Origin of the sequence: Novosphingobium lentum NBRC 107847, from assembly GCF_001590965.1 — a bacterium.
Lineage (GTDB): Bacteria > Pseudomonadota > Alphaproteobacteria > Sphingomonadales > Sphingomonadaceae > Novosphingobium > Novosphingobium lentum.
In genome coordinates this window covers 16,746-32,374 of the sequence record NZ_BCTW01000030.1, presented here as the reverse complement: position 1 = coordinate 32,374, position 15,629 = coordinate 16,746, and the positions used below count along the sequence as shown (strand labels likewise).

Genomic DNA, 15,629 nt, shown 5'->3' with positions numbered 1-15,629 from the left:
CCTCGGCGATCTTCTGCTTTAGGTCGCTGACGAAGGCTGCATAGCTCTGCGGTTCGATCCCGGCTGCGGCGGTGGCCTTCACGCGACGAGGGGCTCGTTTGGGTGGGTGAGAGGTCATGCGGCCGCCTTCAGGCGTTTCTTCGCCAGCATGGCGCGGACGAATTTGTCCCACCTCGCCATGCCGGCCCGCTTCTCGACCATGTAGTGCCAGCGGTCGTAGTGTTTCGAGCTAACGTCCTGCAAGGCGTGGTTTTGCAGACGGTCGCGGATTTCCTTCGGCACTCCCGCCTTGCCGGCCAGCGTCTTGAAGGTTCGGCGCAGGTCGCGGTTCGTCGCATAGGGGATCACGCCGCGATCCCGCTGGCGCCAGACGAAGCTATAGAGTGTGCCGTGACCGACGGGCTTCGACGGGTCTTTGGCGGAGGGGAAGAACCAGCCATATTCGTTGGGTTTGATGGACTCGATCAGCTCGGCCGCGAGCATGGGCACTGGAACGGCATGAGGCTGGTCGTTCTTCGTCTTGGACCAGTCGATGACGCGCTCCTTCGCGTCCCATTGATCGATATGAAGGCGCGCGATCTCCTCGACGCGCTGGCCGGTGAGCATAATGAGCTGCACGGCGCGCGGGTAGGAGGGATGGACTGGAGTGTCGGGGCATTCGAGCCAGCGATAAAGCTGGACGAACTCATCCTCATCGAGCCAGCGCGTGCCCTTGACCTTGGGCTCTGTCGGAATGCCCGTGGCCGGATTGAAAGGGATGCGGAACCGGCGAGAGGATTGCTGGCGGTAATCGTTGTCGGACTTCATGCCCCAGCTAAAGGCTGCATGGAGATAGGAGCGCACATGGTCGGCCATCGACTTCGCGCCGCGCTCGTAGATAGGGCGGATCAGTTCGATGATTTCCTCGGACTCAACCTCGCGAGCGAGGCGGTTGCGCCCCAAGGTGTCGGCGATCTTGTTCAGCCCCTTTTCTGTTTCTTTCCAGGAGGGTTTGTCCGCAGCCTTGAGCGACGCGACGTAGCCCTCGAAGAGATCGGCCACAGTGCCAGGGCGCGTGTCGGTCGCGATCTTGATGCTTCGGCCCTTCTGGATCACGTCAGCAAAGTCGCGCTTGAAGACTTCTCGCGCTTGCGCCAGCGACATTGATGGGTAGGCGCCGAGCTTCTTCTTGGTGCGCTTCCCATCGCGCCATTGCTGCGCCATCCAGTCGGCCGTGACGCGCTTCGGCATGGGCTTGAGGACGAGGACAAGACGACCGGTGCCGCGCCCTTCGCCGTCGGCGAGGTTTTCTTGCTTCTGGCTCATCTCGACGCGCTTCAGCGCATGTCGGATTGCTGTGTCGGTCAGGCTTGGCATGGCGTTCCTCCTGGTCCCGCAACTGGGATCGGTCGAGGAGAAACGGGGATCGTTTGCTGGGATCGGAAAGCCGTTTTCAACCCCTCTAACCGCCCCCAATTTGCCATAACCGCCCCCTGTACGCAATGCAGAAAAACCGGCTAGTTAGCTGATGTTTCAGCGGTATCGAGCGTGATCCAACGTGATCTAAAAGGGGGTAGTGGGATGGTTGTGAACCACCACCAGCGCCACCGCGCCAAGGTCCAGCGCGCGGCGGATCACCTCGCGCGGGTGGATCGCGGCTTCGTCGATCGTGCCGTCGCCGACGTGGTGATCGTCGATCAGCATGTTGTGGCTGTTGAGGTACAGCACGCGCACGCGCTCCTTGGTCAGGTGCGCCATGTCGATGGTGAGATAGTCGATCAGCGCCTGCCAGCTGCTCAGCACCGGCTTGTCGCGCACTTGCTGCAGCGCCATCCGCCGCGCCGCGACCGCCACCACCAGCAGCGCCGCCGCGCTGGTTTCGCCCATGCCGGGCATCGCCGCCAGACTGCGCGGATCGGCGTTGAGCACGCCCGCCAGCGAGCCGAACCGCTGCAGCAGCACGCGCGCCAGAGGCTTCACGTCGCGGCGCGGGATCGCGCCCATCAGCAGGAATTCGATCACCTCGTGATCGCCCAGCGCATCGGAACCGCCGTCCAGCAGCCGCTTGCGCAGCCGCGCGCGGTGGCCGCTGGCGTCGCTGCCGGGCGCGGCCTGCGGGGTTTGTTCAGGGAACAGTCGGCTTTGGTCGGGCATCGCGCGGATCGGGCACCTTTCGCCGGGTTGATGCGTTGGTTTGCCTGCATTGCCTTTGCGCGAGGGGATGCGCAAGAAGGGGGCGAATGGCCGAGAGTTTCGAACAGGCGCCCGGGCGCGAACCGATCGACGTCGATTCGGCCGACCAGCCGGGGGAAATTCGCGTCCGCCGGGGCCGCCGAATCGCGCTGCGCACGGGCGCGGCGCTGGGCCTGGTGCTCGTTGCGGCGGTGGGCGTGGCGTGGCTGTCGCGCGAGAAGATCGCCACCAACGTCATCGGATCGCAGCTGCGCCAGCTTGGCCTGCCTGCAACGTATCGCATCGAGAGCATCGGCGGCGGCACCGAAGTGCTGCGCGACATCAAGGTCGGCGATCCGGCGCATCCCGACCTCACCATCGATCGCGCGTCGGTGGACATCGTCTACACGCTGGGCTTCCCGCGCATCGGCACGGTCACGCTGGAACATCCGCGGCTGTATGGGCGGTACACCGGCGGCAAGCTCAGCTTCGGCAGCCTCGACCCGGTGCTGTTCGGCGGCAAGAGCACCGCGCCCGCGCAATTGCCCGACCTGTTGATCGCGCTGGTCGATGGCCGCGCGCAACTGCTGACGGATTACGGTGCGGTGGGGGTCAAAGCCGAAGGCCGCGGCAATTTGCGCGATGGCTTTGCCGGAACACTCGCCGCCATCGCCCCGACGCTGGCTCTGGGTGGTTGCGCGGCGAGCGGGGCCAGCGCCTATGGCCGGCTGACGACCAGCGCCGGGCAACCCCGCTTTGTCGGGCCGGTGCGGCTGGCGCGGCTGCGCTGCGACGGTGCCGGCATCGCGCTGGACCAGACCGCCGTGGCGCTCGATGCCGTGGCGGACAAGGGCTTTGCCGGGGTCGAAACCGATGCCCGGCTGCGCGGCACGGGGCTGCGCTACGGATCGACCACGGCGGAATCGCTGGCGCTCGACGGGCGGCTGGCGTTTCGCGGCGGCGCGCTGACCGGGCGGGTCAAGGGCGACGCGGGCGGGGTTTCGACAGCGGGCGCGGGCATCGCGCTGCTGGCGCTGGACGGCATGGTCCGCGCGCGTGATGGCTTCGGGCGGGTCGAGGTGCAGGGCACGCTCGACGGGCGCGGCGTGTCGCAGGGACCGGCGATGGATGCCGCGCTCGCCACGACCCAGCGCAGCGCCGAAGGCACGCTGGTGGCGCCGATGCTGGGGCAGGTGCGCGCCGCACTGGCGCGCGAGCGGCGCGGCAGCCGCCTGTTTGCAGAGTTCGACTATCGCCAGCAGCCGGGCGGACTTGCGACGCTGGTGGTGCCGCAGGCGCAGTTGCGCGGCGGCAGCGGGGCGACGCTGCTGGCGCTGTCGCGGTTCCAGCTGGCGAGCGGTGCGGGCACGCCGCGCCTGTCGGGCAATTTCACCACCGGCGGCCCCGGCCTGCCGCGCATCGCCGGGCGGATGGAACAGGCGGCGGGCCGCCAGGTTGTGCTGCATCTCAACATGGCGCCCTACGTTGCGGGCGGGAATTCGCTGGCGGTGCCGGACATGCGCGTGGCGCAGGCGGCCGACGGCGCGCTCGGCTTCGTCGGCGCGGCGCGGCTGACCGGCGCGATCCCCGGCGGCTTCGCGCGCAATCTGGCGCTGCCAGTCGATGGCAACTGGAGCGCGCGCGGCGGCCTTGCGGTGTGGCGGCGCTGCACCACTGCCAGCTTCGACAGCCTGGGCATCGCGCAAGTCGTGCTCGACCGCCGCACGCTGACGCTGTGCCCGCCGCCCGGAACGGCGATCGTGCGGAGCGGCGGAAGCGGGGGCTTGCACATCGCGGCGGGCGCCCCGTCGCTCGCGCTGTCGGGACGGCTGGGCCAGACTCCGATCCGGCTGGCCACCGGGCCGATCGGTTTCGCGTGGCCGGGATACCTGCAGGCGCGCGCGATCGACGTGGCGCTCGGCCCCGATGCCACCGCCACGAAGTTCCGCCTCAACGACTTGCGCGCGAGGCTGGGCAGCGACGTGACCGGCACGTTCGGCGGGATCGAGGCGCGGCTGGCGGCGGTGCCGCTCGATCTCACGAACGCCAGCGGCGACTGGCGCTATGCCGCGCAGAAGCTGACCATCGCCAATGCCACCTTCGACCTGACCGACCGGCAGAGCCCGGCGCGGTTCGAGAAACTGGTGGCGCGTGATGCCACGCTGTCGCTGCTGGCCAACCGCATCGACGCCGACGCCACGCTGCGCGAACCCCGGTCGGGCCGGGCGGTGGTGCGCGCGCTGATCCGCCATGACCTTGGCAGCGGCAACGGCCATGCCGACCTCGCGGTGAACCAGCTGTTGTTCGACAAGGCGGTCCAGCCCGACACGCTCACCCGGCTGGCGCTGGGCACGGTCGCCAATGTCGCGGGCACCATCGACGGCACCGGGCAGGTCGACTGGACCCCGGCGGGGGTCACCAGCGGCGGCCGCTTCACCACGAAAGACCTCGACCTTGCCGCCGCGTTCGGCCCGGTGAAGGGACTGTCGGGCGCGCTGGTGTTCACCGACTTGCTCGGCATGGTCACCGCGCCCGACCAGCACTTCAAGGTCGCGTCGATCAACCCGGGGATCGAGGTGGCGGACGGCGACATCGCGTTCACGATGCTGCCGGGCAACGTGCTGGCGCTGTCGAACGCGACCTGGCCGTTCCTGGGCGGCACGCTGCACCTCGAACCGGTGAAGCTCAATCTGGGGGTCAGCGAGGAACGGCGCTATATTCTGGTGATCGACGGGCTGGATGCGGCCAAGTTCATCGAGAAGATGCAGCTGGGCAACCTCAACGCCACCGGCACGTTCGATGGCCGGCTGCCGCTGGTGTTCACCGACAGCGGCGGGCGCATCGATGGCGGGATGCTCACCTCGCGGCCGCCGGGGGGCACGGTGTCCTACGTCGGCGCGCTGACCTACAAGAACCTTTCGGCCATGGCCAACTTCGCCTTCGATGCGCTCAAGTCGCTCGATTACCGGACGATGACCATCGGCATGGACGGCGCGCTGGAAGGCGATATCGTCACCCGCGTGCGCTTCGATGGGGTCAAGCAGGGCACCGCCGCCAAGAAGAACTTCGTCACCCGCAGCTTCGCCAAGCTGCCGTTGCAGTTCAACGTCAACATCCGCGCGCCGTTCTACCAGCTCGTGACCTCGGTCAAGGCGCTCTACGATCCGGCCTACGTCAAGGATCCGCGCACGCTCGGCCTGGTCGATGCGCAGGGGCGCGCCGTGGTGCGGCAGGCGGGCACGACCCCGCCGCACATCGTCCTTCCCGATATTCAGCCTTCAGCAAGCGAGACAATGCCATGAAGAGCATCGAATTGACCGCCACGTCGTTCCCTGCAAGCATCCGACCCGAAGGGGATCGAGCGATGCCGGGGACGACAATCTCGGATAACGGGGGGCGGATGACCTGGCAGCGCGCCTTGCTTGCGTTGCCAGTGTTGGGAGCGATGGCGATGGCCGGTTGTGTGACCGTGAAGGCACCCGACAAGCCGATCGTGATCGAGCTCAACATCAACATCAAGCAGGAAGTCGTCTACCGGTTGTCGCAGGACGCCGGGCAGACGATCGACAAGAATCCGGGGATATTCTGACCATGACTGGCTTTCTGAATACCACTTTCCGCCGCAAGCTGGCCCTTGGCGGCCTTGGCGCGGCTCTGCTGCTCGGCGCCGCCGTGCCGGTGCTGGCGCAGGGCGGCCGCGATCCGGCCTATGCCGCCGCGCGCGCTGCCGGGCAGGTGGGCGAGAAGATGGACGGCTACCTCGGCTATGTCTCCACGCCCAGCGCCGCGTTGCGCGCCGTGGTCGAGGACGTGAACATCAAGCGCAAGGCGGTCTATGCCGAAAAGGCGCAGGCCAACCACGCCACGGTCGAGGAATACGCGCTGACCTCGGGCTGTCTGCTGATCCGGCAGACCTCGCCCGGGGAAAAGTACCAGGCGCCCGATGGCAGCTGGCAGACCCGCACCAGCGCACCGCCGCTGCGCGATTCGCGCTGCCCGTAAGCGGTCGCGCGCGCGCCCGGCCGGGCGGCCGGGAAATTGCTTTGCATTCCGGTGCTTTTTCGCAGCGCAGCAGGCGCGGTTGACTTGGGGGGCACTGCTTCCTAAAGGGACCGCGCCCTAGACGGGGTGGAGCGTCGCCTGCGGCTGGCTGTTTCGATGCGCTCGCGCAAAGGAGGCTGGCTTGGTCGACGAACCTTCCGGACAGGACCCACTCGGCGAGGACGCCCGAATCGTATCGCTCGACGGACGGCTTGATGCCGCCCGGCAACGCGAGGCGGAACGGACCCGTTCACCCCAGCAGGGACAGGACGCGGGATACGATTCCGCGAACAAGGTTCTTGCGGAGTTGCTGGGGGGAATTATCGGCGGCGTCGCGATTGGTCTGGTCATCGACTGGCTGATCGGCAAAGGCACGCACTGGGGCCTGTTGGTGATGATGTTCCTCGGGATCATCGTGGCCTTCAGAAACATCTTCCGGATCTCGAACCGGCGTTCCGACTGAACCCTTGTGGGGGCAAGCGGAGCGCTGTTTTCGTATAGCACTTGAGTGGGATCTTGTCCGTGGCAGCTGGAGCCAAAGTCGATCCGATGCACCAGTTCACGATCGAGCCGATGTTCGGCACCGATCACTGGAGCATCGCCGGCCATAACATCGCCTTCACCAATTCCGCGCTGTGGATGGTGATCGCCGCGGTTGCGCTCTACGCCTTCATGCTCGGCGGCATGAAGCGCGAACTCGTGCCCGGCCGCTGGCAGATGGCGGTCGAAAGCTTCACCGGCTTCATCGACAACATGCTGGCCGCCAACGTCGGCAAGGAAGGGCGCAAGTACCTGCCTTACGTGTTCTCGCTGTTCATGTTCATCCTGTTCGCCAACATCCTCGGCCTGATGCCGCTCGGCCTGGTCGGCGTGCATCCGTTCACTTTCACCAGCCATTTCACCGTGACCGGGATCCTGGCGATCCTGTCGTTCTCGATCGTGCTGGTGGTGGGCTTCTGGAAGCACGGCTTCCACTTCTTCTCGCTGTTCGTGCCCCACGGCACGCCGCTGCTGATGCTGCCGCTGATCTTCCTGATCGAGCTGGTCAGCTTCATGGTGCGCCCGTTCAGCCTGGGCCTGCGACTGTTCGTCGCGATGATGGCCGGGCACGTGCTGCTCGAAGTGCTGTCCAGCTTCGTGATCGGCGGGACCAACGCCGGCCTCGGCTTCGGCGTGCTCGTCGGCATTCCCAGCTTCGTGCTGATGGTCGCGATCTGCGCGCTGGAAATCCTGGTCGCCGGGATCCAAGCCTACGTGTTCGCGCTGCTGACCTCGCTGTACATCAACGATGCCGAGCATCTGCACTGACCGGTTTTGAATTCGCCACCATTTTTCGTCATTAATTCAGACAGTTGAAAAGGAGTTTTATCATGGAACCCGCAAGCGCAAAGCTGATCGGTGCTGGTCTCGCTGCTATTGGTGCCGGCATGGCCGCCATCGGCGTCGGCAACGTGTTCGGTTCGTTCCTCGAGAGCGCGCTGCGCAATCCGGGTGCGGCCGATGGCCAGCAGGGTCGTCTGTTCATCGGCTTCGCGGCTGCCGAACTTCTCGGCCTGCTCGCGTTCGTCGTGTCGATGATCCTGATCTTCGTCGCCTGACATCGGGCGTCGCGCGGCGCTGGTCCTTCCGCTCGCGGGAGGGCAGCGGCGCGTGATGCCACCTGATTGCTCCCGAACCGCCTGACCGGAACACCGAGATGCCACAAATCTCTCAACTCGCCGCGACCTACTCCAGCCAGATCTTCTGGCTGTTGCTGATCTTCGGCGCGGTGTTCGTGTTCGTGGGACGGGGCATGGCGCCCAAGGTGGTCGCGACCGTCGAAAGCCGCGACAAGCGGATTGCCGACGATCTCGCCGCCGCCGAAAGCGCCCGTCGCGATGCCGATGCGCAGGAAGCGGCCTGGCGCACCCAGGCCAACAAGCAGCGCGCCGAAGCCCAAGGGCTGATCGCGGCGGCCAAGGTCGATGCGGCCAAGGCCACCGAAGCCAGTCTGTCCGCGGCATCCGCCCGGATCGAAGCGACGGTGACTGCAGCCGAAACGCGCATCGCTGCCGCCAGCAGCGCGGCGCTGGGCGAAGTCGAGGCCGTTGCGGCCGAGGCGGCGCAGGACATCGTCAACCGCATCGCGGGCATTTCGGTCACCGCCGATCAGGCCCGTGGCGCGGTGCAGGGAGCATTCGCCCGTGGCTAACATGCTGATCCTTGCTGCTGGCGCCAATGCCGCCAACGCCACCGAGATGACCAAGCTCGACCAGGCCGACAAGACCACCGCGCTTGCCGGGCAGGAACATGTCCACGAGGTCGAGCCTGTGGCGCTGGGGCTCAATCCCGGCGCATGGGTTGCGCTGTCGATGGCGGTGTTCATCGCCATCCTGATCTGGAAGAAAGTCCCGGCGGTCGTCACCAGCGGGCTCGACAAGCAAATCGACGCGATTCGCCGCCAGCTCGACGAAGCCAAGACGCTGCGCGCCGAGGCCGAAAAGCTGCGCGCCGAATATGCCGCCAAGATCGCCAACGCCGAAAAAGACGCCGCCGCAATGCTCGATCACGCGCGGCATGAAGCCGATGCGATCGTCGCCAAGGCCGAAGTCGATGCCACCGCGATGGTCGGCCGCCGCGAAAAGATGGCGCAGGACAAGATCGGTGCTGCCGAACGCGCTGCGGTCGATGGCCTGCGCGCCCGCGCCGCCGATGCCGCCGCCGATGCCGCCCGCACGCTGATCGCCGCCAACCACGGCGCGGTCGCCGACAAGGCGCTGGTCGACGGCGCGATCGCGGACCTCGCCAAGCACTGATTGCCGTCCGGGCGAGGGCTCGCGCGACCGCGCACCGCCTCCATTTCCGCGTCGTCCCGGGCTTGACCCGGGACCTCCGGCGGTCAGGCTCTTGATGGTCAGCGGTCCCGGGTCAAGCCCGGGACGACGTTTCGCTTGCCGACAACTTCCTAAAAACTGTCCTTGGCGCTGCGCAGCGCGGCGAACGTCGCCACGGCATCGCCGCCGCCCCAGCGCGCCTGCATCGCCGGATCGTCCGCGCGCAGGAACGGGTTGGTGGCCAGCTCGCGGGCCAGCGGCATCGGCACGGTCGGCTCGTTCGCCGCGCGCAGCCGCGTGATCTCGGCGACGTAGTCGTGCAACGCCACATTGTCGGGATCGGCGTGGATCGCGAAGCGCGCATTCGCTGCGGTGTATTCGTGCGCGCAGAACAGCGTGGTTTCGGGCGGCAGGGCCTTCAGCCGCGAGAGGCTGGTCCAGAACTGTTCCGGCGTCCCCTCGAACATCCGGCCGCAGCCCAGCGCGAACAGCGCATCGCCCACGAACGCCACGGCGGCGGCGGGCAGGTGGTAGGCGACATGGCCCAGCGTATGCCCGCCCACGTCGATCACTTCGGCCTGCCAGCCGCCCAGCGACAGAATATCGCCCTGCCGCACCGCCACATCGACCCCGGCGATCCGGCCATGTTCGGCTTGCGGGGCAAACACCTTGCACCGCGTCGCCGCCTTGATCGCCACGTTGCCGCCGGCATGATCGGGGTGCCAGTGCGTGTTCCAGATCTGGGTGATGCGCCAGCCCTTGTCGATCGCCGCATCCATATAGGCCTCGGCATCGGGCGTATCGATGCACGCGGTCTCGCCACTGGCGGGATCGTGCAGCAGGTAGCCGTAGTTGTCGGACAGGCAGGGAAACTGGTGGACTTCGATCATGGGCATTCCGTGATGACAGGACGGGCTGCGGTCAGGTGCGCCCTTGGGGAAAATGCGCCATTTCGGCCGCGAACGCAAACCAGCCGTGGCGCGTATCCTCGAATACCGCGCGGTGCGGCGGCGGATGGCCGGGATCGGCAAAGCTGCCCACGGTGATGCCGATCATCTGCGGATGCTTGTCCGCGCGGGCATACAGCGTGGAGCCGCACGTGGGGCAGAACCCGGTGGTGAAGCTGTTGCCGCTGTCGGCCACGCGGCTGTACTCGCGCACTTCTCCGGTCAGCGTGACCACGGCGCGGTCGTAATAGGCGATCACCCCGAACGGCGCGCCGGTGCGGCGCTGGCACGCCAGGCAATGGCACGCGACGATCTGGTCGCCAGGGCCGGGCACGGTGGCGCCGAGCTGGCCGCACTGGCAGCGGGCTTTCATTGTCATGGCCTCCTGCTGGTTGATTTCGGGACAGGCTCAGGACGAGCGGTGTTGCAGGAAGCGCGCGCCGGAATGTCCATAGGATGACTCTAAGCCCGCCGCCCGCAAAGCAAAAGCCCGCCCGCTCGGGTGAGCGGACGGGCCTTTGCTGTTACACGGTCAGGCGGCAGCCCGCAGGCTGCGCGCCTGGCGCGGCTTCGGATCAGTTCTTGCCCTTGAGCGCGGCGCCCAGGATGTCGCCCAGCGAAGCGCCGGCATCCGACGAACCGTACTGTTCCACAGCTTCCTTCTCTTCGGCCAGCTGGCGGGCCTTGACCGAGAAGTTGGGCTTCTTGGAACGGTCGAAGCCGATGATCAGCGCGTCGAGCTTCTGGCCCACCTGGAAACGGTCGGGACGCTGTTCGTCGCGATCGCGGCCCAGGTCCGAGCGCTTGATGAAGCCGGTCGCGCCATCGTCGCCGGCCTGCACTTCGAGCCCGCCATCGCGGACTTCGAGCACGGTTACGGTGACGACTTCGCCACGGCGCAGCGATCCGGCCGAAGCGGCACTGGTGCCACCGGCTGCCGGAGCGCCCTTTTCAAGCTGCTTCATGCCAAGGCTGATGCGCTCCTTCTCGACGTCCACGTCGAGCACGACGGCCGAAACCTGCTCACCCTTGCGGTGCAGCGCCAGCGCGTCTTCGCCCGAGATGCCCCAGGCGATGTCGGACATGTGGACCATGCCGTCGACGTCGCCATCCAGACCGATGAACAGGCCGAACTCGGTGGCGTTCTTGACTTCGCCTTCGACATGGCTGCCCACCGGGTGCTTGTCGGCAAAGGCTTCCCACGGGTTCTGCTGTGCCTGCTTGAGGCCCAGGCTGATACGACGCTTGTCGCTGTCGACCTCGAGCACCAGCACATCGACTTCCTGCGAGGTTGAAACGATCTTGCCGGGGTGGACGTTCTTCTTGGTCCAGGACATTTCCGAAACGTGGACCAGGCCTTCGATGCCGGCTTCCAGTTCGACGAACGCGCCGTATTCGGTGATGTTGGTGACCACGCCGTGCAGCTTCGCGCCGACCGGGTACTTGGCGACAACGCCATCCCACGGATCCGATTCCAGCTGCTTCATGCCCAGGCTGATGCGCTGGGTGTCCTGGTTGATGCGGATGATCTGCACCTTGACCGTGTCACCGATGGCGATGACTTCGCTCGGGTGGTTGACGCGCTTGTAGCTCATGTCGGTGACATGGAGCAGGCCGTCGATGCCGCCGAGATCCACGAACGCACCGTAATCGGTGATGTTCTTGACCACGCCGTCGATGATCTGGCCTTCCTTGAGGTTCATGATCAGGCCCGAGCGCTGTTCGGCGCGGGTTTCTTCCAGAACGGCACGGCGCGAGACGACGATGTTGCCGCGGCGGCGATCCATCTTCAGGATCTGGAACGGCTGCGGCATGTCCATCAGCGGGGTCACGTCGCGCACGGGGCGGATATCGACCTGCGAACCGGGCAGGAAGGCCACGGCGCCGTCGAGATCGACGGTGAAGCCACCCTTCACGCGGCCGAAGATCACGCCTTCGACGCGCTTGCCTTCGCCGAATTCGCTTTCCAGCTTGTCCCAGGCGGCTTCGCGGCGGGCGCGGTCGCGGCTGAGCATCGCTTCGCCGTCGGCGTTCTCGACGCGATCGACATAAACTTCGACTTCATCGCCCACGGAAAGCCCGTGCGGCTGACCGGCCATGGCGAATTCGCGCAGGGCAACGCGGCCCTCGCTCTTCAAGCCAACGTCGATGACGGCCTTGTCGTTTTCAATTGCGGTAATCGTGCCCTTGACGACGCGGCCTTCAAAGCCACCGTTGGCGGCACCGCCAAGCGATTCGTCGAGCATCGCGGCGAAATCGTCGCGCGTGGGATTGTTGGGTGCCATAGTGGCCATTCAGTTGATTCCCGTATGCAGTATGCCGGCCAGGCGGTTGTTTCCGCCGGTCTTTCTCCGCAAGCCGACACCATGCCGGTCCGCGGGCCAAAAGGGCCGATGTGCCCGCCGGGCCGAATGCCGTGGCGAACATCCCGGCAGCACGCAGGCCGCCCGGACAGGCGCGCCCATACGTCCGATGCCCCGGAAAAGCAAGGAATTTGGGGAGGGGGCCTGTGTGCGTCCCCGCGAAGGCGGGGACCTCAGGCGGTTGAGCACACGGGGTGCTTCATGACGCCCGAGGCCCCCGCCTTAGCGGGGGATCAGCCGTATTTGACGATTCGCTCTACGATCGCAATCGCCGCCGCAATCGCCGTCTCGGGCGTAAGCTCCGAAGTGTCGAGCCGCACCGCGTCGTCGGCCTGGCGCAGCGGGGCTTCGGCGCGGTTGCGGTCGCGGTCGTCGCGCGCCGCCAGATCCGCCTCGATCTCTGCCAGCGACACATCCTCGCCGCGCGCGGACATTTCCTTCCACCGCCGCAGCGCGCGCGCGGGCACGCTGGCGGTGACGTAAAGCTTGGCGGTGGCGTGCGGGGCGATCACCGTGGCGATGTCGCGCCCGTCGAGCACCGCGCCGCCGGGCTGGTCGGCGAACGCCTGCTGGCGCTCCATCAGCGCGGCGCGCACCGAAGGGTGGACCGAGACGCGGCTGGCCAGCCCGCCGCTCGCCTCGGAGCGCAGTTCGGGATCGAGCAGCAAACCTTCGGGAAAGGTCGTGGCGGCCAGTGCATCGCCGCCATTGTCGGGATCGCCGCCATCGAGAAACACCTGCCGCCCGACCGCGCGATAGAGCAGCCCGGTATCGAGATGCGGCAACCCGAAATGCGCCGCCAGAGCTTTGGCCACGGTGCCCTTGCCCGATGCGGTGGGGCCATCGACCGCGATGATCACGCGCGCACCCGCCGCCGCAGTTCCACCGCAAAGCCGATCAGCGCAATCGCGCCCCATGCCGCCTCGAGGATAAATGCGGCGAGGTTGAAGTGGACCGACAGCGAAGTCAGCAGCAGCACCGCGCCGACCAGATTCGCCAGGTTGAACCACAGCTTGTCGAGCGTCTTGGCCACGTTGGAATAGGCGAATGCGGCGATGAACACCGCGCTGCCGACAAGGCCGATGGCGTCGGCTTGGGCACCGGTCATGCGCGGTCGGCCACAGGCATCGCGCCGTCGAGCAGGCCTTCGAACGCGGGGAAGCTGGTGGCGATGGGGCGGCAATCGTCCACTTCCACGCCCGCGCGGCTGGCCAGGCCCGCCACCGCCATGCTCATCGCGATGCGGTGGTCGAGGTGGGTGGCGATCGGTTCGGCGCCGGTGCCGGAAAGCGGATCGCCGCCGGTGCCGTCGATGATCAGGCCGTCCGCCGTCTCGGTCACGGTCGCGCCCGCCAGTTCCAGCGCGGCGCGCATCACCGCGATGCGGTCCGATTCCTTCACGCGCAGTTCCTCCAGCCCGCGCGTCACCGTGCGGCCTTGGGCGATCGCGGCGGCGACGAACAGCACGGGGAATTCATCGACCATGCTCGGCACCACCGCCGGATCGACCTCGATCCCGGTCAGCAGCGAATGGCGCACGCGCAAGTCCGCCACCGGCTCGCCGCCGACCTCGCGCGGGTCGAGCGCCTCGATGCTGCCGCCCATCGCGCGCAACACGTCGAACAACGCGGCGCGGGTGGGGTTGAGCCCGACGTTCTCGATCACCAGGTCCGAGCCGGGCACCAGCAGCGCCGCGACCACGAAGAACGCGGCGGACGAGGGGTCGCCCGGCACCGCGATGACCTGCGGCTTCAGCTCCGCCTCGCCGACCAGCCGGATGATCCGCGTGCCGTCGGCTTCGACTTCCACCTGAAGATCGGCACCGAAGCCCTTGAGCATCCTTTCGGAATGGTCGCGCGTCGGCACCGGTTCGATCACCGTGGTGATCCCCGGCGTGTTGAGCCCCGCAAGCAGGATGGCGCTCTTCACTTGCGCGCTGGCGACGGGCAGGCGGTACGAAATCGGCACGGCGGGAGCGATGCCGCGCAGCGTCAGCGGCAGCGTGCCGCCGGGGGCCGAGGTGAAATCGGCGCCCATCGTCGACAGCGGATCGATCACCCGGCCCATCGGACGTTTGGACAGGCTGGCGTCGCCGATGAACGTGGCGGTGATCGGGTGGCTCGCGACCAATCCCATCAGCAGCCGCGTGGAGGTGCCGCTGTTGCCCATGTCGAGCGCGGTGCGCGGTTGCAGCAGCGATCCCACGCCCACGCCATGGATGGTCCACGAACCTTCGCCAGTGCGCTGCACGTCGGCGCCCATGGCGCGCCCACCGCCGCTTTCAGCGGCGGCAGTTCGTTCAATGTGCGCGCCAATGGCGCGCATGGCGGCGGCGGTGGACAGCACGTCCTCGCCTTCCAGCAAGCCGGTCACGCGCGTCTCGCCCACCGCCAGCGCGCCGAGCATGATCGAGCGGTGGCTGATCGACTTGTCGCCCGGCACGCGGATGCGGCCGGTGAGCGGCCCGGTGGCGCGGAAGCGGCGAGGGCGCATCGAGGAAGGATCGGCAGCGGTCACGGATGGTCTCTGGCGCGAGGGAGGCCCATGCTGCGGGTGCAGCGAGGCGCGCGGCTTTTGACAGCGCGGGCGCGCTATGGCAAGGCGCGCCCGCGCTGGGATGGGCGCAGCGTTGTATCGCACGACGCCGTCACCATATGACGCACCGGACTTTTTTTGGCCTGCCACCGTTTCGGTGCGGGCGCACGTGAGGATTTTTATGGTCAAGCCAGAGTGGGGCGCCAAGCATGGCTGCCCGAAGTGCGGCACCCGTTTTTACGACCTGGGCAAGTCGGACCCGGTCACTTGCGTCGAATGCGGCTATGCGTGGAACCCCGAGCCGACGCTCAAGTCCAAGCAGCCGATCCCCTATGAGGAAGTCAAGAAGGTCGAGGCGGTGGCCGACGTCGATCTGGCCGAGGAAGATCTCGACATCGACGAGGATGGCGATTCGCCGGACAACGACGTCGATCTCGGCGGCGACGATGATCTGGGCGTCCCCGGTCAAGGCGACGGCGAACCCGACGAGCATTGAGGTGCATGGTTCGGTCATGCTGATCGCATGACATTGCACGGCACCGGCCCGCTCTCCCTGCCTGACCACCCGACAGAGTACCTTAGGGGTGGTCGGGCCCAGTTGGCTATTGGGGGAGCGGGCCGGTGCCGCCCCAGCCGTAAGGCTGGATAGAGACTCAGTCCGGTGCCGCTTCCAGCGGTGAGGCTGGAAAACAGACTCGGGCAGGCATCAGGCCTGAACGTGCGGCATGCCTTCCTCCACCCCCGATTCGCAAAATCGGGCTTGCCAGTTTCCCGGCCCT

Annotated in this window: 16 protein-coding genes and 1 pseudogene; 9 read left to right on the top strand and 8 right to left on the bottom strand. The window is 67.1% G+C overall.

Features of this window, described 5'->3' with window-relative positions:
- Nucleotides 1-114: 114 nt before the first annotated feature.
- Complete coding sequence (locus NL2_RS19335; RefSeq protein ID WP_068077870.1) at nucleotides 115-1,356, bottom strand: tyrosine-type recombinase/integrase; 1,242 nt, start codon at nucleotides 1,354-1,356, stop codon at nucleotides 115-117.
- Between the two features lie 198 nt (nucleotides 1,357-1,554).
- Nucleotides 1,555-2,133: pseudogene (locus tag NL2_RS19330) on the bottom strand (JAB domain-containing protein); the annotation flags it as partial.
- 86 nt (nucleotides 2,134-2,219) lie between these two features.
- Between NL2_RS19330 and NL2_RS19325 the strand changes: the two are divergent.
- The 8 genes from NL2_RS19325 to NL2_RS19290 all read left to right on the top strand — a co-directional run bounded on the left by NL2_RS19325 (nucleotide 2,220) and on the right by NL2_RS19290 (nucleotide 8,987).
- Nucleotides 2,220-5,453, top strand: coding sequence for an intermembrane phospholipid transport YdbH family protein (locus NL2_RS19325; RefSeq protein WP_068077867.1), 3,234 nt, complete (start codon nucleotides 2,220-2,222; stop codon nucleotides 5,451-5,453).
- Complete coding sequence (locus tag NL2_RS21700; RefSeq protein WP_245647772.1) at nucleotides 5,450-5,740, top strand: YnbE family lipoprotein; 291 nt, start codon at nucleotides 5,450-5,452, stop codon at nucleotides 5,738-5,740. Before NL2_RS19325 ends, NL2_RS21700 begins: the two co-directional genes overlap by 4 nt.
- A gap of 2 nt (nucleotides 5,741-5,742) precedes the next feature.
- A complete protein-coding gene (locus NL2_RS19315; protein WP_068077862.1) occupies nucleotides 5,743-6,153 on the top strand; it encodes a YdbL family probable chaperone protein in 411 nt (136 codons plus the stop codon).
- A gap of 181 nt (nucleotides 6,154-6,334) precedes the next feature.
- A complete protein-coding gene (locus tag NL2_RS19310) occupies nucleotides 6,335-6,655 on the top strand; it encodes an AtpZ/AtpI family protein (protein WP_068077858.1) in 321 nt (106 codons plus the stop codon).
- A gap of 59 nt (nucleotides 6,656-6,714) precedes the next feature.
- Nucleotides 6,715-7,500: a F0F1 ATP synthase subunit A gene (locus NL2_RS19305; RefSeq protein WP_068077855.1), complete on the top strand. Its 786-nt coding sequence runs from the start codon at nucleotides 6,715-6,717 to the stop codon at nucleotides 7,498-7,500.
- Between the two features lie 62 nt (nucleotides 7,501-7,562).
- A complete protein-coding gene (locus NL2_RS19300) occupies nucleotides 7,563-7,790 on the top strand; it encodes a F0F1 ATP synthase subunit C (RefSeq protein WP_068077849.1) in 228 nt (75 codons plus the stop codon).
- Nucleotides 7,791-7,888: 98 nt separating this feature from the next.
- A complete protein-coding gene (locus NL2_RS19295) occupies nucleotides 7,889-8,383 on the top strand; it encodes a F0F1 ATP synthase subunit B (protein WP_068077846.1) in 495 nt (164 codons plus the stop codon).
- Between the two features lies 1 nt (nucleotide 8,384).
- Nucleotides 8,385-8,987 (top strand): F0F1 ATP synthase subunit B family protein, encoded by a 603-nt coding sequence (locus tag NL2_RS19290; protein WP_439646911.1) that lies wholly within the window; start codon nucleotides 8,385-8,387, stop codon nucleotides 8,985-8,987.
- 149 nt (nucleotides 8,988-9,136) lie between these two features.
- Here NL2_RS19290 and gloB read toward each other — a convergent pair whose 3' ends face one another.
- From gloB to aroA, 6 genes are all read right to left on the bottom strand, one after another.
- Complete coding sequence (gloB, locus tag NL2_RS19285) at nucleotides 9,137-9,895, bottom strand: hydroxyacylglutathione hydrolase (RefSeq protein WP_169799549.1); 759 nt, start codon at nucleotides 9,893-9,895, stop codon at nucleotides 9,137-9,139.
- A gap of 31 nt (nucleotides 9,896-9,926) precedes the next feature.
- Complete coding sequence (locus NL2_RS19280) at nucleotides 9,927-10,331, bottom strand: GFA family protein (protein WP_068077841.1); 405 nt, start codon at nucleotides 10,329-10,331, stop codon at nucleotides 9,927-9,929.
- Nucleotides 10,332-10,527: 196 nt separating this feature from the next.
- A complete protein-coding gene (gene rpsA / locus NL2_RS19275) occupies nucleotides 10,528-12,246 on the bottom strand; it encodes a 30S ribosomal protein S1 (RefSeq protein WP_068077839.1) in 1,719 nt (572 codons plus the stop codon).
- A gap of 302 nt (nucleotides 12,247-12,548) precedes the next feature.
- Nucleotides 12,549-13,175 carry a (d)CMP kinase gene (locus NL2_RS19270; RefSeq protein WP_068077836.1) on the bottom strand — a complete coding sequence of 209 codons (627 nt, stop codon included), beginning with the start codon at nucleotides 13,173-13,175 and terminating at the stop codon, nucleotides 12,549-12,551.
- Nucleotides 13,172-13,423: a CBU_0592 family membrane protein gene (locus tag NL2_RS19265; RefSeq protein ID WP_068077833.1), complete on the bottom strand. Its 252-nt coding sequence runs from the start codon at nucleotides 13,421-13,423 to the stop codon at nucleotides 13,172-13,174. The genes NL2_RS19270 and NL2_RS19265 overlap by 4 nt, the downstream gene beginning before the upstream one ends.
- A complete protein-coding gene (gene aroA, locus NL2_RS19260) occupies nucleotides 13,420-14,808 on the bottom strand; it encodes a 3-phosphoshikimate 1-carboxyvinyltransferase (protein ID WP_068077886.1) in 1,389 nt (462 codons plus the stop codon). The genes NL2_RS19265 and aroA overlap by 4 nt, the downstream gene beginning before the upstream one ends.
- 223 nt (nucleotides 14,809-15,031) lie before the next feature.
- Between aroA and NL2_RS19255 the strand changes: the two genes are divergently transcribed.
- A complete protein-coding gene (locus NL2_RS19255) occupies nucleotides 15,032-15,346 on the top strand; it encodes an FYDLN acid domain-containing protein (protein WP_068077830.1) in 315 nt (104 codons plus the stop codon).
- The last annotated feature ends 283 nt before the right edge of the window (nucleotides 15,347-15,629 follow it).